General features: G+C 47.6%; 18 protein-coding genes and 2 pseudogenes. 6 read left to right on the forward strand and 14 right to left on the reverse strand.

What is annotated here, in order from left to right; all coding sequences use genetic code 11:
* Positions 1-228 precede the first annotated feature (228 nt).
* Positions 229-1,974, forward strand: a complete 1,746-nt coding sequence (locus tag H6F88_RS08480) for a hypothetical protein (protein ID WP_190642314.1) — start codon at positions 229-231, stop codon at positions 1,972-1,974.
* Between the two features lie 195 nt (positions 1,975-2,169).
* Here H6F88_RS08480 and H6F88_RS08485 read toward each other — a convergent pair whose 3' ends face one another.
* Complete coding sequence (locus tag H6F88_RS08485; protein ID WP_190642315.1) at positions 2,170-3,162, reverse strand: Rieske 2Fe-2S domain-containing protein; 993 nt, start codon at positions 3,160-3,162, stop codon at positions 2,170-2,172.
* 215 nt (positions 3,163-3,377) lie between these two features.
* Between H6F88_RS08485 and H6F88_RS33175 the strand changes: the two are divergent.
* Positions 3,378-3,794 (forward strand): annotated as a pseudogene (locus H6F88_RS33175) (TetR family transcriptional regulator); the annotation flags it as partial.
* A gap of 108 nt (positions 3,795-3,902) precedes the next feature.
* Positions 3,903-3,995: pseudogene (locus H6F88_RS33180) on the forward strand (TetR/AcrR family transcriptional regulator); the annotation flags it as partial.
* Between the two features lie 32 nt (positions 3,996-4,027).
* Here the strand turns inward: H6F88_RS33180 and H6F88_RS08495 are convergent.
* A complete protein-coding gene (locus tag H6F88_RS08495) occupies positions 4,028-5,008 on the reverse strand; it encodes a Rieske 2Fe-2S domain-containing protein (protein WP_190642317.1) in 981 nt (326 codons plus the stop codon).
* 121 nt (positions 5,009-5,129) lie between these two features.
* On the opposite strand from H6F88_RS08495, the gene H6F88_RS08500 reads away from it, so the two are divergent.
* Positions 5,130-5,777: a TetR/AcrR family transcriptional regulator gene (locus H6F88_RS08500; protein WP_347277677.1), complete on the forward strand. Its 648-nt coding sequence runs from the start codon at positions 5,130-5,132 to the stop codon at positions 5,775-5,777.
* An 87-nt stretch (positions 5,778-5,864) separates the two neighbouring features.
* Here the strand turns inward: H6F88_RS08500 and H6F88_RS08510 are convergent, their stop codons facing one another.
* The 4 genes from H6F88_RS08510 to H6F88_RS08525 all read right to left on the reverse strand — a co-directional run bounded on the left by H6F88_RS08510 (position 5,865) and on the right by H6F88_RS08525 (position 8,985).
* Positions 5,865-6,398: a DUF4174 domain-containing protein gene (locus H6F88_RS08510; RefSeq protein ID WP_190642318.1), complete on the reverse strand. Its 534-nt coding sequence runs from the start codon at positions 6,396-6,398 to the stop codon at positions 5,865-5,867.
* 85 nt (positions 6,399-6,483) lie between these two features.
* Complete coding sequence (locus H6F88_RS08515) at positions 6,484-7,932, reverse strand: alpha/beta fold hydrolase (protein WP_190642478.1); 1,449 nt, start codon at positions 7,930-7,932, stop codon at positions 6,484-6,486.
* Between the two features lie 81 nt (positions 7,933-8,013).
* Complete coding sequence (locus H6F88_RS08520; protein ID WP_242050464.1) at positions 8,014-8,265, reverse strand: hypothetical protein; 252 nt, start codon at positions 8,263-8,265, stop codon at positions 8,014-8,016.
* Positions 8,266-8,352: 87 nt separating this feature from the next.
* Positions 8,353-8,985 carry a Uma2 family endonuclease gene (locus H6F88_RS08525; RefSeq protein ID WP_190642320.1) on the reverse strand — a complete coding sequence of 211 codons (633 nt, stop codon included), beginning with the start codon at positions 8,983-8,985 and terminating at the stop codon, positions 8,353-8,355.
* Between the two features lie 217 nt (positions 8,986-9,202).
* Between H6F88_RS08525 and H6F88_RS08530 the strand changes: the two genes are divergently transcribed.
* Both H6F88_RS08530 and H6F88_RS33185 read left to right on the forward strand, forming a co-directional pair.
* Positions 9,203-10,258 (forward strand): ABC transporter substrate-binding protein, encoded by a 1,056-nt coding sequence (locus H6F88_RS08530; RefSeq protein WP_190642321.1) that lies wholly within the window; start codon positions 9,203-9,205, stop codon positions 10,256-10,258.
* The gene (locus H6F88_RS33185) at positions 10,225-11,154 is read left to right on the forward strand and encodes an ABC transporter permease (protein WP_206756431.1); all 930 of its coding nucleotides are present in this window, start codon (positions 10,225-10,227) and stop codon (positions 11,152-11,154) included. The genes H6F88_RS08530 and H6F88_RS33185 overlap by 34 nt, the downstream gene beginning before the upstream one ends.
* A gap of 87 nt (positions 11,155-11,241) precedes the next feature.
* On the opposite strand, the gene H6F88_RS08540 is transcribed toward H6F88_RS33185, so the two are convergent.
* The 8 genes from H6F88_RS08540 to H6F88_RS08575 all read right to left on the reverse strand — a co-directional run bounded on the left by H6F88_RS08540 (position 11,242) and on the right by H6F88_RS08575 (position 21,789).
* Positions 11,242-12,468 (reverse strand): glycosyltransferase, encoded by a 1,227-nt coding sequence (locus H6F88_RS08540; RefSeq protein ID WP_190642323.1) that lies wholly within the window; start codon positions 12,466-12,468, stop codon positions 11,242-11,244.
* 62 nt (positions 12,469-12,530) lie between these two features.
* Positions 12,531-14,675: a glycosyltransferase family 9 protein gene (locus H6F88_RS08545; protein ID WP_190642324.1), complete on the reverse strand. Its 2,145-nt coding sequence runs from the start codon at positions 14,673-14,675 to the stop codon at positions 12,531-12,533.
* Positions 14,676-14,726: 51 nt separating this feature from the next.
* Positions 14,727-15,563, reverse strand: coding sequence for a glycosyltransferase family 2 protein (locus H6F88_RS08550; protein WP_190642325.1), 837 nt, complete (start codon positions 15,561-15,563; stop codon positions 14,727-14,729).
* Positions 15,563-16,726 carry a lipopolysaccharide heptosyltransferase II gene (waaF, locus tag H6F88_RS08555; RefSeq protein WP_190642326.1) on the reverse strand — a complete coding sequence of 388 codons (1,164 nt, stop codon included), beginning with the start codon at positions 16,724-16,726 and terminating at the stop codon, positions 15,563-15,565. Before waaF ends, H6F88_RS08550 begins: the two co-directional genes overlap by 1 nt.
* Positions 16,704-18,248 carry a D-glycero-beta-D-manno-heptose 1-phosphate adenylyltransferase gene (gene rfaE2 / locus H6F88_RS08560; RefSeq protein ID WP_190642327.1) on the reverse strand — a complete coding sequence of 515 codons (1,545 nt, stop codon included), beginning with the start codon at positions 18,246-18,248 and terminating at the stop codon, positions 16,704-16,706. Before rfaE2 ends, waaF begins: the two co-directional genes overlap by 23 nt.
* 3 nt (positions 18,249-18,251) lie before the next feature.
* Positions 18,252-18,974, reverse strand: coding sequence for an HAD family hydrolase (locus H6F88_RS08565; protein ID WP_190642328.1), 723 nt, complete (start codon positions 18,972-18,974; stop codon positions 18,252-18,254).
* Between the two features lie 96 nt (positions 18,975-19,070).
* Entirely contained in the window at positions 19,071-19,796 is a 726-nt protein-coding gene (locus tag H6F88_RS08570) for an SDR family oxidoreductase (protein WP_190642329.1), read from the reverse strand.
* A 46-nt stretch (positions 19,797-19,842) separates the two neighbouring features.
* Positions 19,843-21,789 (reverse strand): glycosyltransferase, encoded by a 1,947-nt coding sequence (locus tag H6F88_RS08575; RefSeq protein ID WP_199333514.1) that lies wholly within the window; start codon positions 21,787-21,789, stop codon positions 19,843-19,845.
* Between the last annotated feature and the right edge of the window lie 12 nt (positions 21,790-21,801).

Consider the following 21,801-nt stretch of genomic DNA (forward strand, 5'->3'; position numbering starts at 1 on the left):
TACTTTTGGGCGTTGTGTTACAAAAAAGTTGAATGATGTTGTCATTCAACTGCTTTCAAACTTCGTATAGGTCTTGCAACACAGCAAAAATTCTTGCCACAGAACTCAGATTATTTTGATCGGTAAATATTCTTGCGCATAAAAATCACCTGTAAGGGTACTGTCGGGGTGCAGTTATGTCGCTTACGATTAAACAAGTTTTGCCTAACCCTTCATTTGACCCATTTTATGTCCCGCGAAGATAAGCCGCAGCGTGTTGGTATCTTAGTAGTTCATGGTATTGGTGAACAGTGTCAGTTTGAGCATCTTGAGGAAGTAGTCAGAAATATTGCCTCTGCTTTGCAAGCAGATAGCAAACAGGCAGATTCCAACATAGATAGTGTTCAAGTTAACATTAACATTAGCAAAGATGCACCTTACCGAGCCAATCAACAGACCTGGCGGGGTGAGGGAGCTGCGACGGCAATTATTGAAGTTGTAGACAAAAATGACCAGCAAACAAATCTAGAATTCAGGGAAGTTTGGTGGTCTGACTTAGATGAGCCAAACAGTTTCAAAACATTCAGGAGTTTTTGGGCTTGGGGTCTCTCTCTATGGACAAAACCTAGATATGACCAAAGAACTGATACTGAGTTCCCGGACAAGGAGGTACCTCTGCATCCTGATAGGCGATTGCCTGGGCGCAGCTTTAATCAAGCAAAGGATCTTTTACCTGGAGAAGGTGAACCGATTCAACTCGTCCATCGTGTCTATTTGCTCCTTGTGTCCTTTGTGGTGTTCTTACTTCTACCGTTCCTTTGGGTTTTAGGAAGAGTTTCACGGAGTATTTTAGGACTGGAAATCAGACCTGATCTCCTAGTTGAGTACCTAGGTGATGTCAAGTTATACCAACAGGATGCAAGGGAAGGGAAAGGACCATTGGTCGATTTGGGGAAAGCCCCTCCTCGTTTTTCCATACGTCGGCGCTTTATCAAAGCTTTGGTCGAAATGAGTTTGGAGAAATACGAGCGTTGGTACATTTTGTCTCATAGCTTAGGTACTGTGGTTGCTTTCAATGGACTGATGGAGATCGAAACAGCATTGCCTAGATACTTAGACCAAAAGTTGTGGAAAAGATGGTGCCGCAAGCATCAGGGTCGGGTAAAAAGGCAACTCACAGAGGATGAAAAGAAAGTTCAGAAATATGTGCTTCCTCAACGCCCAAGCTGGCTTTCTCGTGATAATGATGATGTGATCAGTCGGAAAGAACTATTCCGCAACTTGAAAGGCTTCATGACGTATGGCTCTCCGCTCAGCAAATTTGCTGTTCTTTGGCCATTGGTTGTTCCTCTTAACAAAGACGAATCAGTATTTAAAGAAGATTTTGAATGGATTAATGTTTTTGATCCAACCGATCCCGTCTCAGATTTCACTCGTTTCTTTGATAGCCAACAAGGTAAAGAGTCGCCCTTAACTCCAAGAGAAATCCCATATAAGGCAGAGAAAATTCATCTCCTAAGCCACGGGCAGTATTTGACTTACAATCCAAAGCGAAAGAACCCGTTAGTTCGTCAAGTTTCTGAATGGTTATTGAGCGGCGAAAAGTTTAAAGAACCACAAGTTGAAAAAGATGGCTTTTCTTTCCATTTAGGCTGGCCTAATCCAAAAAGCGCTCATAGTGATAAAGACTCCCCTATTGTTTCTTTTTATTTTGGATTAGGTATTTTTGTCTGGTTCCTGTTGGGAGTCATTATTTCGTTCGCTTTAAGCTGGTTTATCCCCTCGCTCCTCACTCAAGTTCCTCAGCTTTTAGCACAGATAGGTCTGAAATCTACCATTATTGATGAAGCGTTGTTACAGCTCAGTCATTTTCTGTCTAACCCTCTCTACTGTGTTGGAATAGCTTTTTGTACCATCATTAGTGTTGGACTAGTAGTCAGAGTGTTTGGGCTGAATAAAAATCGCGGCATTTCAGTTGAATCAAAGAAGCCGTAGCAACATCATTTAGCCCCCAATTCTTACGGCGTTGGGAGTTAGAACGTTGTGGAACTTTTAATGTGCGAATGGACTCCTGTAGGGGCACGGCCTTGCCGTGCCCCTACGAAAATCATTCATCAAAGTGTGATATGGCTCCAAAAGGCTGTATTTGAAAGTACTCGCAAGCGCGTGTTTAGTGAAGTAATTGAGTATTTACTTGGAAAGATTAGGGGCCACAACATCGGGAAAACTCTCAAAGTTACGGCGAACCCAATCCATACCGACTTCGTTGTTGAGTTTAATCTTCTGCGGAGTGTTTGGATAAAGCTTGCTCAGAATATCAGCATCTTGATCAATCACCACCTGACCGAATTTGAGATAGGTACTACCAAACAGCCTAAAGGCAGGATGTTTTGCTTGTCCAAAAAGCAGGATGTAAGTTCGGGTGCGGTTTTCGGCTTCTGGAATAAAGAAGTGGCATTGGGCTGCTTTCCCTAATGGCATTTCACCGTGAAAGATAACGAGGGACGGAAAATGGTTCTCCAGGTGTGCCTTAATGTTGGTGGGTAGCAGAAGCAAATCTGGTTTTCTCAGTTTTTCTGTCAGCGTGTAGGGTGCCGTGGGCATGTCATAAAATGCATGGGAATGATACCCCTCGTCAATGAATTGGTGAAACTCAACATCCGTGATGCGGAATAAGTCTCGATGAGTGCCATTCTGGTGATTGTAGTCATGCATATTCAGCAGCATGGTCAGCAGATCGGTTTCAACGCTGCGATCGCCCGTATACCCGACAAAATAATATTGCTCTACAATCTCATCCAACACTTTGGGAATTGGAATTTTTGGCTCATGCCCACCATATGACCAGATGAAATCGCCTTGAATCATAAGTTCTAACGGTTGCAACTGAGGCAATGTTTTTTTGCCTGAACCCGGTAGAACGGTACAACCAGCCGCATCAAAAGGTAGCGCATGAAACGGGCAGATGACAACGCTTTTACCGTCACTTTGCGTTTCACACCATCCCTCTGAGAGCATGGCTCCCATGTGTGGGCAGGCATTTGGTAAAGCATGGACTTCTCCTGTCTCATCCTTCCACATCACATAGTCAACACCGTATAGAGAAACCTTGCGGGGCTGATTAACCTTCAGCATGGATTTGTGCGCCAACAGCCAGGGCGCACCGGGGAGCATTGAGCGCATAGCGTCCTCCATTGATAAAATTATGAAAAATCTGTCGCATTTCAATCTATGAACTTCAAAATATGACAGAACATTCACGTTCGTCAAGCCCCCAAGCAGCTAATAGTTTGCGTCGTCAGCCTAAACAGCAGCGCGGCAAGGAGCGAGTCGAGAAAATTCTTGATGCGGCGGCGGCTGTATTTGATGAGGTGGGCTATGAAGCTGCAACAACCCACATGATTGCTGCCAGAGCCGGAACGGCGATCGGGTCGCTCTATCAGTTTTTCCCAGATAAAGCCGCTATTTTCAAGGCGATGGAGTTACGTCATGCAGAGCGGGTGAAGGCGATGTGGGCGCAGGTGGATATCGCGACCATTATCCAATTACCACTCCGTCAGATGATCCATGCGATCGCGACCAGCGTGGCAGAACTGTTTGAGCAACCCGTGTCGCGAGTCGTATTTGTGCAGTTTTATCTGGCACGCGAAATTTTTCAGTCGATTGATGAAAGCATGACACAGGAAGCGATCAACTTTATGGCAAATATTTTGAAGCACCGAAATGCTGCCCTAACTGAGGAACAGTACAGCCTGTTAGCAGAAGTATGTGTGCACAGCAGTAATGCGGTGATGCTGGCGGCACTTCGCAGCCCTAGTCTTGAGCATCGCCAACGCTTGACGCAGCAGATTGAGGAGCTATTAGTGTCATATTTAGAGCCGCACGTCGGCGATCATCAGTTAGGCGATGTAATGAAAGTAATGATATGCCCTCACTGTCAATCCAGCCAGTTATCGAAAAATGGATATCGTCGGGGCAAGCAGTGTTATCTCTGTAAGGATTGTAGAAAGCAGTTTGTCGCTCAATAGCCCGCTAGCAACTGCAAAATTCAGGGTTCTGTTTTTACAGAAGGAAACTGTTCAAAATTCCGACGAACCCAATCCATTCCTACTTCATTGTTGAGTTTGATTCGTTGTGGCGTATTCGGGTAGATCCGGTTGAGAATCCTGGCATCTTGCTCTACAACAACATCAATCAGCTTCAGCAAATTTCGTTTCAGCAAGTGAGCGATCGGGGAATGCGCCTGCATGTACATCAATACAAACACGCGCGATCGCCCCACAGATTCGGGCAAATAAAAGTGGCATTCCTTTAAACTCAGAATTTTGTTGTCGCCATGCATCACCCCCATAAACGGAAAGTAATTTTCCAGATGCGCTTCCAGAACTTTTGGTAATGCCAATTGTGCCGGATTTCTGAGAATCTCCCGCCATGTTGGTTGTTTCCTGGGTTGAGCCAGATAAGCGTGAGAATGTAACCCTTCATCAATGAATTGCTTGACCTGAACCTCCTCAATTTCAAATAGCTCCCGATGCGTGCCGTTCTGATGGTTGTAGTCGTGCATATTCAGCAGCAAACTCAGAATGTCAGTGGGAATGCTGCGTTCACCTGTGACCCCAATGAAGTCATACTCAGTGGCGATCGCATTCATCAAATTAGGAATTGGAATCTTTGGCTCATAGCCACCATAGCTCCAGATCAAATCCCCCTGAACAATCAATTCAAGTGGTGACAGCAAGGATTTCGTTTGCCTGTTGGAACCGGGTAATACAGTACAGCCCTGGTGATCAAACTCTAGAGCATGAAATGGACAGGCGATCGTACTACTACCATCACATTGAGTTACACACCAACCTTCCGAAAGCATTGCGCCCATGTGAGGACAGGCGTTAGGTAAAGCAGTAATTTTGCCTTGTGAATCTTTCCAGAGCACGTAATCTCGACCTAACAGGGAAAACTTTCGGGGCTGATTCGGCTTCAGCATTGAGCGATGTGCCATTAGCCAGGGAGAACCCTGTAATTGCTCCATAACCTTAAAACTTTAACTTACTAATTAATTAGTAAGCTTATCAAGAGCTTGTCATTTCGTCAATTCCACGATGTTTAGTCTCTGCTAAGATGGCTCTGGTAGGACAAGAGTGATAGGAGTCGTGGGTCGATTGGGGAAACGAGCAGTAAAATCAGTGCGTCCCGTGCGAGATGCAGCGGCAACACAACAGCAAATTCTGGACGCTGCTGAGCAGGAGTTTGCCCACCACGGCTTAAAGGGGGCACGAATGAGCGCGATCGCCCAAGCTGCCCAGGTTACTTCTGCAACATTGCACTATTACTTTGAGAACAAAGAAAATCTATACAAAGCTGTTCTCCAGCGCCCTGTGGATGAGGTTCAAGAAATACTGGCGCAACACAATTTTGATGCTCTATCTCCTGAAGAGGCTCTGAAGCAAATCATTCGCATTGCAATCTCCAACGAAGCCGCGAACCCTCAACGACAAATGCTGTGGTTTCAGGAGTCGAGCCAAAATCAGGGCGCGTACTTTAAAGAGTGCAACGTATTGACACTTCACGAGTATCTGTTAAAAGTTCTAGAACGAGGCATGAAAGACGGTTCCTTTCGTCCACTCAAGCCATTTCTCACCTTGACCTACATCTTGAGTATTTGCCTCTTCTATTTCACAGTTCATGAAAATTGGCGGCATCTTACTCCAGAAATCGATCGCCTCAGCCCAGAAATGATAGAAGAACATACCGAAGCGGCGATCGCATTCATTTTGGCAGCGATTCAGCGAAGGGATTAGGTTAGCGAAGAATTAGTTTGCTGCCGTAGCGCCGATGGATCGTTGTTTTACCGACCCCTGTACGGGCGGCGATCGCTCTGCTTCAAACTACTGTTGAGAGCGCATTTCTTGCTGGCGCATTGGCATCGCATCAATCGTGCGAAATAGCACCGCCAAATCAATCGGAGTTTGGCTCCGTTGCTTCTCCGTACTATCTTTACCAACTAGAATTACCGCAAACTCCTCAGGAGTGATCTCGAACTGTCGTCTAAGCCTTTCCGCCGATGCTGAACTGATCGATTGTCCATCGACTTGGCTTTCTCCAGTTTCCAAAACCTGCACCAACTTGAGGTCGCGCTCATCTATGCCTGCTCCGTCTACCTGCCATGCTTGCATCTGTTGTTGATAGTCAGATGAACTAGTTGAGGGTGCAAAGACCAGCAAGATGCGGTGTTGCCATTGATATTCGCTCAAATTAAATTCAACCGACTGTGAATGATCAGAGGGTGCGGCAACACGGGCTATCTCTGAGGGGTGGGAATTAGAAAGGTTAGAGGAATCACTCATAGAAATGAAAGGCTGAGCGTAGACACAGCCCTGTAGCAGGGACAGAAGGACAACAAATACAGATAGAGACTGCATTGCTCAGACAGAAACAACCTCCTTACTGTAGCCAAATCTATGAGAGAGCAACTGGTTCCGAGGAGAGAATTTCAGGGTACACAGGTCAAGCCGAGAGCGGGAAACCTGCTGCCAGCAACCAGCCAAAAAATAGAGCAGAGCCGATCGCGTAGATCCATGCTTGATTCAACAAACCTGCCACCAGAGACAAAATCCCCTTCAGTGGTGGGAACAACGGCAAAAGCAAAAACATAAATCCTAATTGAGGTAAAAAGTTGAGCGTTAGGACAAAGCCACCAATCAGGACAACGCTTTGTCCCAGCCACCAGAGGATGCGTTTGCCGACCCCGACATTCTCCTGCACAATTCCAGATGCCAGGAACCAGGGGAAACAAGCGATCGCCACTGGCAACCATACTCTCAACCGAATTGGGATGAGCCACCATTGAAGCCAGACCACCTGCGCCATTGCACCAAAGGCAACCCAGAGGATGACAAACAGCACAATTCCCAGCCCAATGGTGCGCAGGGTCGGACGAGGCAGCCTTGCCAGCACTCCCAACCAGGTTAATCCGGCAATCAAAAACCAGACGCCAACCGCTCCGCCAACTTGAACCCCACCCAAATCCTGGAGGTCAAACCGCTGACTCAGCAACACTAATCCTGCGGTTGCTACCAATGGCGCGGCGGTTAATCCTGCCCACCGTTGAATGAAAGCTATTTTCAAGGTGATGGTTTCTGGTTGAGTCAGGAGGGGTGAAATTGCTGCCAACCCCACTAACCAACCCAGTAGATGTAAACCATACCAAGCTATACGGCGATCGCTGTACTGACTCTCTTGGGTTCTCCCAAACGTAGCGTCGAGCCACTCCAGTGCTGCCTGATGACTACCATCACTAAACAGAATGGTGATGTGTTCGACACCAGGAATGACAACCAGTTCTCGTCCCTGTCCTGCTGCTAAGTTTGCGTTTTCTCCTCCTGCCTGTGCTAGCAGCCGTTCGGCATTGCCAATAAATCTTCCCTCTCCACCCCCTGCCTGCAACTGGAGATTCTGGGGAGCTTGAGGAGTCACATTTGCCCCAGTTGGGGAAACAGCAACGGTTGCAGCAAAGCGATCAGGGCTACGAACGCCAGCCGTCATCACAATTCCGCTACCCATCGAGTGCCCCAGCAATGCTAAACGGTCTGAGTCAACCTGAGGTTGTTCTAATAGAGCTTGCAAAGCAACATCCAGGTTGTTCTGCAACTCATACTGCTGTAAGCGAGCAGGATTCGCCCCATGCCCGTCAAAATCCCACAGCATTACCGCATAGCCTGCACGAGCCAGTACGTGCCCATAACCCAACATTAACTGTTTGGAACCTGCAAATCCATGTGCAACTAGAACTCCTGGGACTGCCTTCGCCCCTTGAGGGGCAATATATAGCAGAGGAACTCCCTCCTTTTGGAGCGATCGCACCTCTAATCCCGATCGAGCAATCGCGATTCCTAACCAAGACGAAACAACCAGCAGGATTGCCAGTAACAGGAGTCCTAAGCGTTTATAGTTCAATTTCACAGGCTTCGGCCAACATCCAAACACCACTTACTGGTGTAACGCAAAACGGGCTTAAGGATTGGAAAGTAGTGAGGTTTATCGTTTTCGGTCGATTTTGACTCGCTTATTGGGGTCTTGCTTGTGAACCCAGGCTAAAAATTTCTGTAGCTGCGGGTCCTGCTTGAGCTTTTCCAAGGTGTTTAAGTGCAGTGCTAAATGAGAGTTGTCATAAAGGGTGTGGATCTGGCGATGACAGGCAGAGCAAATTTGAATTGTGGGACTGGGGTCGAGCCCCTGGCGTTTGGTCTTTTGACGAGGAGTTAGGTGATGCTCTGTGAGAGCAGGCATCTCTCGGTGGCAAAGTTCGCACGGCTGCAGCATTGCTAGAAATGAGTGGGTAGTCGGGAACAGTGACAAGTAAAATAAACAAATAAACTACTGCATTAACTGTTGACGCAAATCCCGCAAAGCAAACCCAGTTCCCTGTTCTGCTGCAACTTGCAGAACTTGAGTAATCAGGATGGGCAGATCAACATTGGGGAAATAGCGACTTATAGACTGTGGTTGATAAACCTCCCCTTGCAGACAGTAAATCTTTAAGCCACTCTTTTTAAAGAGCCAAACTTCTGGAACTCGATAAGGCGCATAGTCTTCAGCAGATGTATAAGTGGTGACATCAATTTCAATCACCAGATCGGGCGGCGGGTCAACTTGCCAGTCAATCCGATCTTTACCAACAGCAACTTGCCAGTTATCGATATAAAAGCAGTAATCTGGCTCAATGCCTCCCGATTCAGGGATGTCCATCGTAATCGGGGTAAAGGCTTCGTAGTTGCGAATTTCGCTGTCCAGCAAGATTTCCACAACTCTAGCAAGCAAATGGGCTTCACGTCCGTGACGAGGAAGGGGACTCATAAGCAAGATTTCGCCGTTGCGATATTTAATTCTGGGAATAGAGCCATCGCCTCGGCTATCTCGCAGAATGCAATAATCTTGCCAGGTTCCGGGCATCCGCATCACACTGCCCGGTGGAAGGTGAATTTTTTCGCGAGACACGACAGCGTACATAGGAGATCTCTTGTTCTTACTGACCAAATTATAGCGATCGCTATTAAAGAACCTTACAGTTGCTCCATGATCAGGGCAAAGACCTCATAGGATGTCATTAGTAACAGAAAATTTAGAACGATACCCTTTACTCTAGGTCGGACGTACTATGCCATTGTCCACTTCAATATTGTCTGATTTAACCGTTATGACATTTAGCAGAAGGATCAAGTTATCTATGTGGCATCGTTTAATTACCGCATTTTTAATTGGTTTATTAGGGTTAACCAGTGGAATGTTGCTTGCTCAGCCTGCTCAAGCAGCGGGCTGCACGTTGACGGCGATTGTCTGGGAAGGCTATACCGATGTTTCCTTTGCCCAAAAGTTTGAGCAGGAAACAGGCTGTGCCATCAAAGCAACCTATGCCGGGTCGAGCGACGAAATGTTTGCTAAGTTCCGCACGGGCGGCGGTCGCACCTATGACCTAATTTCTGCATCAGGCGACATCACCGAACGGCTCTACAAAGCTGGATTAGTCAGACCGATTGACACCAGTAAACTCGAAAACTACGATTCAATTTTTTCACCGTTTCAAAAAGGTGACTGGAATAGCTTTGATGGCAAGCCCTACGGTGTAACCTTTGCCTGGGGTCCAAATGTGCTGCTCTACAACACCGAAAAAGTAGCAACTGCGCCCACTTCTTGGGATGTACTGTTTGACCCCCAGTATGCCGGACAGATTACCATTCCCGACAATCCAATGACGATCGCTGATGTTGCGCTCTGGTTGGGCAAGCCAGACCCCTATGACCTAACAGACACTGATCTGGCTGAAGTGAAAGATAAGCTACTGGAACTGCGTCCCAGCATTCGCAAATTCTGGGCAACTGCTGGTGAGTTGGCAAACTTGTTTCAGTCGGGTGAAGTAGTGCTTGCCCATGCCTGGCCACTCACCTATACGCAACTGATTGAGGCAGATTATCCGGTCGGTTCTGTTAACCCTAAAGGGCAACTGACAGGCTGGACGGACTCCTGGATGATTTCTAAAAACTCTCGTAACGTGGATGCTGCCTACAAGTGGATTGATTTTATCCTCAGTGGTGAAGGTCAAAAGGGTGTAATGGATGTAACAGGCTACTCTGGCGCAACGGAATTGGGCGTTGAAGCAGTCGGTCCAGAACGCGCCAAGGAACTGTTTATGGATGACCTGTCGCTGCATGAGGAAATCAAAATGTGGCAGAGCGTCCAAAATTACGATAAGTGGGTACAGCTTTGGAACGAAATCCGCAGTTAGAACCGTTGATCACTCAACCGTCAGAAGCCCAGTTTTCAGAGGCGCAACCAAGACGGCGCGATCGCACACCAGTCGCACTCTACGCAACTTTGTTACCGCCGCTGGTGTGGATGACGCTGCTGTATTTTGTGCCGATCGCCATTCTGATCTCTTACAGCTTCTGGCGGTTAGAAGCGTTTGATATCGTGCGGGAGTTTAGCCTAGTCAATTTTCAAACGATCTTTGGCAATACGGCATACAGCACAGTAATTGTGAGAACGGTAATGACTGCGCTGGGGGTAACGGCAATTGATGCGGCGATCGCCCTCCCCCTGGCTTTCTTCATTACTCGTTTCGGTGGTCGCTATCGCACGTTGTTAATGCTGTTAGTCATTCTGCCGCTGTGGTCAAGCTATCTGGTGAGGGTCTTTGCCTGGAAAATTATCCTTGGGTATAACGGCATTCTCAACAGTGCCCTACTCTCTTTAGGAATTTTGCAGCAGCCCAGCCAGATTTTCCTTTATAACCAGTTTTCAACCACACTTACCTTTGTGCATGTCTGGCTACCTTTCATGATTTTGCCTGTAATCACAGCCTTCGAGCGACTACCCAAAGATTTGCTCGAAGCATCAGCAGATCTCAACGCTCCACCTCTCACCACTTTTCGTAAAATTGCTTTACCGCTGGTGACACCCGGATTACTGGCAGGTTCAATCAATGTATTTGCCCTAACAATGGGTGACTTTATCACTCCCAATTTGATCGGAGGTCCCAGTGGCATCATGTTAGGCAATGTGATTTCCTCCCAATTCGGCGTGTCCTACAACTGGCCACTAGGAGCCGCATTTGCACTGGTAGTGATGCTAATCGTATTTTTAGCCCTGACCGTTGTAGTGAGACGAGGAGCTTTGGAGTAAGGAATAGAAAGTAGAAGAACAGTACAGCTATCTAAGCCTATTCAGTAATGGGTGTAGGTTGGGTGAAGCAGAGCGGAACCCAACGCTTTAGATTTGCCGCGTCAGTAAATTCTTGTAAATCTGCAAATGTTTTTGGGCGATCGCCTCCCAACTAAACTGTCTGACAAACTCACTTCCTGCTACACTCAGTTGTTTCTGCAAATCTGGATTTTCAATTAACTTCAGTAGTGCCGCAGTGAGAGAATCTGGGTCACGGGATGGCACAGGACAAACAATATTTGCCACAGCAAGTTCCAGGTCGGGTGGGTCAGAATAAGCCGCGACAGTAGGTAAATGATGGGCTAAAAGCGCTAGTAGGGAACCACTTTTGAGGGTGACACCGTGATTGAAAGGTAACACGCCTAAATCAGAACCGCTTAAATAGTGAGAGGCGATCGCTTCGCTCACATAGCCTGTCATTTTTACTTGTTCACTAAGCCCTAGCTGCGAGATCTGAGCCTGCAACTTATCCCAATAGCGTTTGGCTTCATTCTGAGGTAAAGCTAAGCTCTCTACTCCACCGATGAGCAATAGTCGCGCCTGGGGAATAGTGGTTAGTATCTGTTTGAATGCAAGAAATAAGTTTTCCAGTCCTTTAACGGGATGTAAAAAGCCGAAAAAAGCAATCACTAACGATTCCTCTGACCAACCGTAGGTTTGGCGCACAAGCTGGCGAGTAAGCGATCGCTCAATGGGTGCCACTTCCACATTAGCGGCGATCGGAATTCGACAAAGGCGATTGGATAGGTGAGGGAGGCGATCGCGAATTGCACTCTCTGCTTCTACATTAGTGGTAATGATTGCCTGACTACCCGTTAGTAAAAAGCCATCCTCTCGATCCCACCATTGATGCTGTTGTCCCCATTGCTTCAGCCATTCCAGCAGTTTCGGTGGAACGCCTTTGGGTTGCCATTCCCACCAGCCATACTCATGCACTGTTGTAATGATGGGTTGACGATAACCTAAAGCCCGTAGGATTAACGGCAGCAAAAAAATAGGACGCTGAAAGCTATAAGTGCCTGCTGCATGTTGAATATGCAGAATATCAGTTGGAGTTGTTTGAATCGTCCGCACTAATGGCAATAGGCTAGCTAACCTCCAATCTTGCACCACTCCTCGAACGCGGGTATCTTGTACTGCTTGAGCTGCTGCTTGGGTAGTGAGCACTATAGACTCAACCTCTTCTGCCAAAGCCTCTCGTAAGCGTGAGGTGTAGTGAGCTACACCACAGCGATCGGGTTGATAGGTACCAGCAATTAAGGTGACGCGCAGCATGGGATCTGAGTTTTGGTCATTGGACGTTGGTCATTGCAAACTTGTGAACAGCTACAGTACCTCTACCTGAGAGCTGTTACAACAGCATTAGTTTCTCTTAAAAGCTCCAGTGCTGCTGCAACCACAGTTTCGGGAGGGATGTCTAAACACTCCAAGTTATAGGGACAAGTGAATGCATAGCAGGGGCTACATACAGTAGGGCGACGCAGCAACCGAACAGGAGCATGACGAGGACACCATTGTGATTCCCGTTCAGTTCCGGCAAACAAAACAACCATTGGAGTTTGTGTTGCGTCGGCAATGTGCATGGTTGAGGTGTTGTTGGTTAACACCAGTTGCGCCTCTGCCACCAAATTTGCTAATTCTGACAAACTGGTTTTACCAATCAGATCAATGGCACAGTTGCCTAACACCTGAAGTAAGGGGAAAGCACGATCGCGATCTTTTTCAACCCCTGTTACCACCACTGACCATTTGGTAATCTCACTCAGCCGTCGAGCCGCAGCGGCAAAGCGATCGGGGTCATAGTTGCGAGATTGGCAGGTTGTCCAAGGGTTGAGCAAAATGAATTCTCTAGGAAGCTTAAATTTTGAGTTTTGAATTTTGAATTTTGAGGTTTGAATCGCTAAATGGCGATCGCTCACTTCAAAACCAACTGATTCAATCAGTCTCAGGTTGCGCTCTACCTGGTGGATTTCATCAGGAGCAGAGTTCAATTCGTGAGTCAGAAAGCCCAGTCCTTTTTCTTTAGATTCTCCTAAACGCAGGGGAATTCCTGCCAAATGACAAATTAGGGCTACTGGATGAGGACTTTGGCTGAAACTGGTGAAAATGATGGCTGCATCGAAGTGGCGATCGCTCAAAAACTTAACTAACTCCCATTCCCGCTCTGGGTCAAATGGTAACCGTCCTAAATCTTGCCACAGTACTCGCCAGGGCAACACTTCATCTACCCAGGGTAACAAGGGCGCAGTGAGTGCCCCAGAAGGACTTGCCATTAACGTTAGTTTTGCCGCTGGTAAATTTTGCTTGATTGCCCGCAAAGCAGGGCTAGTCATAATCACATCGCCAATATTATCCAATCGCATCACCAGGAGGTTGCGAACATTTCTCCAATCTACTGAAAGTGAGTTTTCAGAATTGAATTGTAAGTTTTGAGTTTTAGGGTTTAAGCTTTGCTTTCCTGCTCCCACACTCTTCTGCTCCCATATCCTTTCTACTGCCGCCAACACTTCAGCAGGGGCGATCGCCTGCATACAGCTCTCCCATTGGTCAAATGGGCAAACTCCGCCATACCAGCAGCGTTGCTCAGTAAAGTTCTGAACGTTTCGCTCAGGGCACTCAGGATAACCTTGCAAGTTGATGTGAGGGAAAGGTTGTCCATAGCGACCGTGCCAGGACGGTCCGAATAGGGTAATTGTGGGGATATTCAAAGCCGCAGCAATGCGCGCAGGTCCAGTGTCAGCAGCAATCACTAAATCTGCTTCTGCCATTACCGCTGCTAGTTGTCTTAGAGAGCCTCGTTGCCATACTCGTGCCGTGCCACCAATATGTCGAGCAATGTGCTCAGCTTGTGCCGGGTCTGCACCTACGGGAATTAGGATCGTGGCACCATACCGTCGTTGTAATGCGCGTCCTAGCTGTACAAAGTTTGCGGTTGACCACCGTTTGACAGCCATTCCAGCATCAGGACATAAAACGATGAGTGGACAATAAGCTGCACCTAATGCTTGATGTGCTGACTCATGTTCTGCTGCGGTTAGGTGAATCAATGGTTGGTCAAGGGGCATCGCATCCACAGCAATCACTCCCTCTTCAACCAGAATGTTGAGGAAGCGATCGCCTACCCTCTGGTGCTCTGGAGGATTGCGCCACAGGTTCGTTACTGTCCGTTTTGCGCCACTGCTCTGAATTGCTTCAGCGATGCCATCGTAATTAGTATCTGAAACGATTAGATCAAAAGACTGATTCTTCAACGTCTGATCAACTGCCTGTCGAGCCTCACCTTGTTTGACCTCAATCACTTGATGAATGAGTGGATGCTGCTGTAACAGTTGACTCCCTGGCGCAAATGTTAAAACGGTGAGTTGTGCTTGGGGGTGCGAATTTGCTAGAGCGGCGATCGCAGGTAGTGCAATCAATACATCCCCTAACCCCCCTAATAGCTCAACAAATAAAATCTGGTGGAATGTGTCAGCGTGTGACATAGCTTTTTATTGATGGCTTTTTATTGACGGATGAAATGACCAATGACTACCCTAAATCGACAACAACTGGGGAGCATCCTGACTGCGATCGACAATCGTAGTTGGCAACTCCTGATGATAAACTCCCGATGGCAGTAAGCCGCAGCCACCATAGCGAGACATGACCCTCAGTTGGGCCAACACATCCTCTCCACAGTGGTTAGGGGGAAGTTCTTGCCAAAAGCTGAAGCCACCGACATCTCGCAGTTTTGCGGCATCGTATAAAACGCATCCGGCGACCCAGGCAACTTTATATTTGTATTTTTTTGCGGGAAAGTGAGAAGCTTGATTGATGCAGCCAAGCTGTTGCTGAACGTGGTACAAGTTAGCCGCATTATGTAACTTATATCGTTCCCATTGCGGTGTTCCAGAGCGGACTACTTCTGGCTGAACGGGTTCCTGCCAAAGTTCGATCGCCTGCTGATCAGGGCGTACATCGTTCAAAAAACTTAGCCCAATCACCGCAGATCCAACAAATCCACACTGTTCTTCTTGAATTGCCTGTAGAAGATACTCCAGGACATAGGGTTCTAGAATTAAGTCATTGTCTAGAAACAAAACATAAGGTGCGGTGGCTTGTTCCAATAAAAACTGACGCTGCTCTGCGATGCCCCGTCGAGGCAGATGTTTATGAGTGACTACCGAATTTCCATGAGCTTGAAGTACCCGTATTGCGACCTGCACTTCTCCAGTAGCCAGCGGATCGCTGTCCTCTGTCTGGTCAGAAATGATTACCCGAAAATCCCGGTAAGCTTGGGCACAAAGACTGGTCAAAGTAACCGCTAATGCAGCAGCGCGGCGATAAGTGGGAATGAGAATATCAATGGTTGCCATCACACGAGTTACCATTACACGACTTCTAGTAGCTGAGAGTGAGTAGTTAGGGGTTGGGTAAAGGAAGGGGCGATCGCCACTGTCGCACCCACGCAATAGCCATGCTGTCCTGCTTGCAAAAGTTCTAAAGCAGCATTAACGACCGTTTCTGGTTCTACTAACCGCAGACAATGATAGTGCCCTTCTGGACAAATGCTCTTATAGCAAATACGGCAGGGAACATCATGAAACAATACGCGATTAGGCACTTCCCAGGGAGTGTGTTGTGGGTTGGTCAAAGCATACAAATCAACTACAGGGGTCCCTACGGCTGCTGCGATGTGAACTGGTCCTGTGTTGTTGGAGATTAACAGAGGAGCCACATTTAACAGTGCAGTGAGTTCTCCCAAATCTAGGCAGCCAACAAGTGCGTGAGAAGGTGCGTTCATGTCTTGACGAATAGACGCAATGAGTTCTTGCTCTGGTTCTGTTCCAGTAAAGATAACTGGAATACCGTACCGCTGCACAAGCTGATCTGCAACGATCGCAAAGTGTTCCGGAGGGTAGCGACGCGAGAGGGCTGTTGCGCCAGGGTGAATCACAATCCAGGGACGTTCCAGGTTAATGTTTAATTCCTGTAACAGTTGCAGAACTCTAGTTTGAGCTACTTCTGGAACTTGCAAACTCATTCGCTGATCGGCAATTTCACTGCCCACGCTAGCTACCAAATCAAGCTGACGACGAACTTCATGGCGAGTAAATTGATCGGGTTCAGGATCTTTGACCCAGTCAGTGAGTAGCTGATAAGGATTTTCGTGACAGTGTGCCAACCGCAGTGGAATTCCTGCCATGTAGCAGAGAAATGCTGATGGCAATGGGTTCTGGCTATAAACTGTGAAAATTACGGCTGCATCAAAGTTGGCTTGTCGCAGTCGCTCAATCATTTCATATTCTAGACTGCTATCCTTGCGAGGAGCCGTTGCTTTTAGCCAAGGTGAGTCATAAATAATCAAATCATCCAGTTCTGAGATAAGAGGGGCAACCACACTTCCAGCCGAAGAGGTGAGCAAGGTGATGCGTCGTTCAGGCTGTGAGGCTTTTAGGGCACGCATGGCGGGTGTGGTCATAATCACATCACCAATAGTGTCTAACCTAACGCAAAGGATATTTTTGGCGTTATCCCAAGCTGCTTGTGTCATAGGTTTTTAGGTTTTGAATCTGTTGAATGAGTTGAGTGGTAGAGCGATCGCTCACGAACGGCAAAATTTTAACGACACCTCCCAGATCCTCAACTAGTGAAGCTTCGGGAAGGGTTTCTCGTGTGTAGTCGCCTCCTTTGACAAAAACTTGTGGACGGATAACTTGAATAAGATTGCAAGGATTGATTTCGTTAAAGGGAACAATCGCATCTACACAGTTCAACGCTGCTAATACTGCCATGCGATCGGCTAAAGCGTTAACTGGTCGGGTATTTCCCTTTAGTTGTCGAACGCTTTCATCAGAATTGACTCCAACAATCAAAATATCTCCCAATGCTTTAGCTTGATTGAGATAGGTAACGTGACCACGATGCAAGATATCAAAACAACCGTTGGTGAAGACGATGCGTTGCCCAGAGTTACGATAATGGTTAAGTTGATGTTCCAACTGGTTTTGAATCGTCAGCAGTTTGGAAAAATTCCTCTCATCCCCAATCTTCTGATTCAGCTCAAGATTGGGATGAGGCAAATTATCATCCATCTCATCAACAGATTGCCGTAATGCTTCAATAGTGCAAGCGGTTGTCCCAGGCTGAGCTACAACAATAGCTGTTGCAGCCGCTGCAAGATCAGCCGCCGTTGAAGTATCAGCACCCGCAGCGATCGCCAAAGCTAAAGTGCTGGTAAAAGTATCGCCTGCACCAGAGGTTTGTGATTGAGGAGCAGGTTTGACATAAGTGCGATGAGGAGGGCGATCGCGCTCAAAAATTAAAGCACCGCCGCGATCTAAAGTGACTGCTGCAATATTGGCTCTGGTTAGATCAAGAAGCTTTTCCCCATGTAGCAGGATTTGATCGATTCGATCTGCATTAGTTTCAAGCTTTTTCAGTCCTAAAAGGTGAGTGGCTTGACTGTAATTAGGCTTAACGGCTGTGACATTAATAGACTGATATTCGGTGAGTTGCTTGGAGTCTACAACGAGAGTGCAAGGCGATCGCCGCTGCAATTCTTCTAAAGTACGAATCACAGATGGAGTCAGAATGCCATAGCCATAATCGGAGACAATAAGCGCATCACAGGTCGGAAATAGTTCAACCAGGCGATCGATGAGTCTTGTTTCAAGTTCAGATGAAATCGGATGAGTGCTGCCCTGATCAAATCGAACTAACAAATGAGAGGAAGCAATAATACGCTGTTTACTTAAAGTTTGGCGCGATCGCTCCTGAAGCAAATAAGCAGTTGAAACGCCTTGCGACTCCAAAGACTGTTTCAGCAAAGCTGCTTCTGGATCTTCACCAATGACTGAGAGAAATTTGACCTGACCTCCTAGACTACTAACGTTGAGAGCAGTGTTTGCGGCTCCGCCCGGTACGTTGAGACGTTCGGTGATGTTGACGACGGGGACGGGAGCTTCGGGGCAGAGGCGATCGCTACTGCCGTTGAGGTAACAGTCGAGGATAGCTTCACCGATTACCAGAACGTTGAGTTTTGAAAAACTGTTGATTAAGGATAAGTTGGACATGGCTTATTCTGGGTGATCCGCGCCTTGGAGGGCTGCCCCCAAACCTTCTCCGAAGGTACTGGGGAGAGGAGGCAGGGGAACGCTTCGCATCGGTGGTGTCTCAAGGGCTCTGGGAACGGTTGGTACAAGATTTTGGTGAAGTTTAACGTGTGTTTTTGGGGTAGGGGAGGCGATCGCTTGAATTACATTTGCGGCTTCGATCAAATTGTTGACCATGTGATGAGGGAGACGCGGGCGAGAGAGTTGCCATTCGGTTTCGTTGCCGTTGTCAATCAAGATGGTGCGACAACCCGCCTGTCGTCCTGCTTCGATGTCATTTAGAATGTCACCAATGAACCACGATTGTTTTAAGTCAATTCGATGTTCACTAGCAGCGCGATGGAGTAAACCAGGCTGGGGTTTGCGGCAGTTACAGCGAGTGGCGTAATGAGTAATCCTGCCGTCAGGATGGTGAGGGCAGTAGTAGAATCCAGCCAAGGGTACTCCAACAGATTGAAATAACTCACGTAAGTGTTGCTCGACAGCAGTTAGTGCTGATTCGGGGAAGTAACCACGAGCTACCCCAGACTGATTGGTGATGATTAACAGTTGATAGCCAGCGCGATGGAGCGATCGCACTGCCTCCAAAGCTCCCGCTGTCAGTCGGATTTTCTCCGGATCAACGTTGTAAGGCACATCTTCAACCAATGTCCCATCCTTATCTAGAAAAACTGCCCTTTCGCTCATCCTTGATTCCTCGTTATGTTGCTAAAAGGGTATTTTTGAACGTAGAACAATAGTTCACATAGAATAAAAGTTCACGTTCAAAAATATTCCTCTAATTTATGGCCAAGACGATTCTTGCATCGGCAATACCATTACTTCTGGAATTACTGTCTCTGCTGGCTGAGTCAGCAAAAAGCGAATGGTATTGGCGACGTGCTTGGGGTCTTGCAGTTTGTCTAAAGGTGTATCGGGAAAGCGATCGAGAATGAAGGGGGTTTGCATTCCGCCTGCAACAACGGCAGTCACTTTAACCTGGTGCGATCGCGCCTCAACATGCAGAGCGTGACTAAATCCTAACAAGCCCCACTTACTGGCATGGTATGCAGAAGCATTTGCCCAAACTCGCTTTGAGGCAGTTGAGGCAATGTTAACAATGTGTCCGCTTCCTTGCTGCTTCATTAGAGGTAGAACTAGCTTTGAGAGTAGGAATGGGCCGCGCAGGTTGACGCTGATTACCCGATCCCAGTCTGCAACTGTAAGTTCTTCAATCGGTAAGGTGACATCGGTTCCGGCATTGTTGATGAGGATGTCGATCTTGCCGCATTGGTCGATCACTTTCTGCACAACGGCTTCGGCTTGCTGGTCTTGGGTAATATCAAGGGGTAAGGCGATCGCCTCAAATCCTTTACTCTGAAGCTCTTTTGCAACTTGTTCAGCCAGGTCAAACTGAATATCGGCGACAACTACAACTGCCCCTGCTTCTGCTAAAGTGTGGCAGATTGAGGCTCCTAAACCGCGTCCGCCACCCGTCACTAATGTAACTTTTCCGGTCAATGCTTCCATTTGTCTCTCCTGGTTAATTTAGTTACTTATTCAGTTACTTGTTCAATCACTTAGTCGATAGAGGAGCCTTCTCACCTATTCCTCGGTCTCGCTGTCCTGCTGCTTCAAATACACCCAGTTCCCAACTGCCTAATCGCTCATTAGTGTCCGGCTCTTGGGGGGTGAGTAGCTGGGCTTCAACCAATTCACAAAGTAGGTGAATGACTAAAAGCTGTACTTCCTGAATTCGCTGAGTTTCATTTGCAGGAACTACGATTGCAATATCTGCTTGCGATCGCAGCTCTCCACCTTCTCCACCTAACAAAGCGATCGAAGTGAGATTATGTCGCTGGGCTGCTCTGAATGCTGCTATCACATTTTTAGAGCGACCGCTGGTACTAATTCCAACTAATACATCATTGGGCTGGGCGAAGGTTTCAACCTGTCGGGCAAAGATGTCTTCGTAATTCACATCATTTGACCAGGCGGTGATAAAGGCGCTGTCCGCACTGAGAGCCATTGCGGGTAATCCTGCCCGATGAGGACAACAGAACCGACCGACTAGCTCAGCTGCAAAGTGTTGAGCATCGGCTGCACTGCCACCATTGCCGCAAATCAACAGTTTGCCGCCTCTTGAAAAACAAGTACTCATGGCTTGGGAGGCAGCTTGAATGGAAGGACGCAATAACCGTTGCGATCGCTCCACTGCCACCATCGCAGACTCAAAGGCGCGATCCAAAATGGCAAACTGATTCACTTCTGTAGTGGTGCTGCCTCTGCCAACCAAGACTTCTTCATACAGAGCCGCGACAGCACTGGTGACTTTTTGCCAGGTAAAATGCTCTTGCGCTCGACGGGTTGCCTGTCTTCCAAACAAACTCCGTAACTGAGAGTTTTCTAACAAGCGAGCAAGGTGAGTGGCGATCGCCTCTGGATCTTTAGGCGGAACGAGATAACCTGTTTCACCATCTTTAACGGTGAACTTAATGCCACCTACGTTTGAGCCGATTACAGGGGTTCCACAAGCCATTGCTTCGATGGGGGTAATGCCGAATGGCTCGTACCAGGGTGTAGTGACAAATACATCGGCCGCACTGTAATAATATTTCAACACATCTCGACCCCGCCGTCCGACAAAGGTGAGTTGAGATCCAATATCGAGTTCATGGGCGATCGCCTGAAGCCGTCCGATTTCGGGCGTGATCTGAGGATCGGGAGTTTCGGCTTCTCCACCCACAATCAGCAATCTTGCTTTCAGGTGACGCTGTTTCAACAACTGAGCAAATCCTCGAATGACCGTGTCTACACCTTTGCGGGGCACCATGCGCCCGAGTTGTAAGAGCAGCGGTTCATCTGGAGGTAAACCCAAGGTGAGACGCGCTCGAACTTTGTTAATTGCCCAAAATTCAGTAGTGTCAAACCCGCAGGGAATAACACTAATCCGCGATGGGTCGGCATGATAAAGCTGTAGTAAATCCTCTCGATCTTGAGGACACTCAGCAATGATATGATCAGCTTCCCTCACGACTCGATCTTCAATCGTGAATCGCTCATCAGGAAACTGATCGTCCTTGCCCTGATAAAGCCGACGAACTCTACCAAGAGCGTGAAAGGTGACAATAAATGGAATTCCCAATGCTCGCTTGATGTCGGCTGCAACCAATGCCGACATCCAGAAGTTTGCGTGAATTAAATCATAACTCAGACGATGATGAGTACACCAATTCAGCATAAAGCGAGTAAACTCACTCATGTGTGGTAACAGATCTTCCTTGGGTAAGCAGGTTGGTAAACCTGCCGGAACGTGAATGACTCGTACCCCGTTGAGCCATTCCACGACTTCGGGAAGCTGTTCGTTGTCTCGCCGAGTAAACACATCTACGTCGTAACCGATCGCCGCCAGGTTTTTAGCTAGTTGTCCCACATATACGTTTTGTCCGCCGCTATCAACTCCGCCAAAGATACCCAGCGGCGTAGCATGTTCACTAATCAAGGCAATTCGTTTAGTCATCATGAGTTTAAAGGG

The sequence above is a fragment of the Oculatella sp. FACHB-28 genome (assembly GCF_014696015.1).
Taxonomy (GTDB): domain Bacteria; phylum Cyanobacteriota; class Cyanobacteriia; order Elainellales; family Elainellaceae; genus JAAUTN01.

Bases quoted from the DNA above. Each gene is read 5' to 3' on its own strand.
- H6F88_RS08480 (WP_190642314.1), top strand. From the start codon at position 229: ATGTCCCGCGAAGATAAGCCGCAGCGTGTTGGTATCTTAGTAGTTCAT.
- H6F88_RS08485 (WP_190642315.1), bottom strand. From the start codon at position 3,162: ATGCGCTCAATGCTCCCCGGTGCGCCCTGGCTGTTGGCGCACAAATCC.
- H6F88_RS08495 (WP_190642317.1), bottom strand. From the start codon at position 5,008: ATGGAGCAATTACAGGGTTCTCCCTGGCTAATGGCACATCGCTCAATG.
- H6F88_RS08510 (WP_190642318.1), bottom strand. From the start codon at position 6,398: ATGCAGTCTCTATCTGTATTTGTTGTCCTTCTGTCCCTGCTACAGGGC.
- H6F88_RS08520 (WP_242050464.1), bottom strand. From the start codon at position 8,265: ATGCCTGCTCTCACAGAGCATCACCTAACTCCTCGTCAAAAGACCAAA.
- H6F88_RS08525 (WP_190642320.1), bottom strand. From the start codon at position 8,985: ATGTACGCTGTCGTGTCTCGCGAAAAAATTCACCTTCCACCGGGCAGT.
- H6F88_RS08530 (WP_190642321.1), top strand. From the start codon at position 9,203: ATGTGGCATCGTTTAATTACCGCATTTTTAATTGGTTTATTAGGGTTA.
- H6F88_RS08540 (WP_190642323.1), bottom strand. From the start codon at position 12,468: ATGCTGCGCGTCACCTTAATTGCTGGTACCTATCAACCCGATCGCTGT.
- H6F88_RS08545 (WP_190642324.1), bottom strand. From the start codon at position 14,675: ATGTCACACGCTGACACATTCCACCAGATTTTATTTGTTGAGCTATTA.
- H6F88_RS08550 (WP_190642325.1), bottom strand. From the start codon at position 15,563: ATGGTAACTCGTGTGATGGCAACCATTGATATTCTCATTCCCACTTAT.
- waaF (WP_190642326.1), bottom strand. From the start codon at position 16,726: ATGACACAAGCAGCTTGGGATAACGCCAAAAATATCCTTTGCGTTAGG.
- rfaE2 (WP_190642327.1), bottom strand. From the start codon at position 18,248: ATGTCCAACTTATCCTTAATCAACAGTTTTTCAAAACTCAACGTTCTG.
- H6F88_RS08565 (WP_190642328.1), bottom strand. From the start codon at position 18,974: ATGAGCGAAAGGGCAGTTTTTCTAGATAAGGATGGGACATTGGTTGAA.
- H6F88_RS08570 (WP_190642329.1), bottom strand. From the start codon at position 19,796: ATGGAAGCATTGACCGGAAAAGTTACATTAGTGACGGGTGGCGGACGC.
- H6F88_RS08575 (WP_199333514.1), bottom strand. From the start codon at position 21,789: ATGATGACTAAACGAATTGCCTTGATTAGTGAACATGCTACGCCGCTG.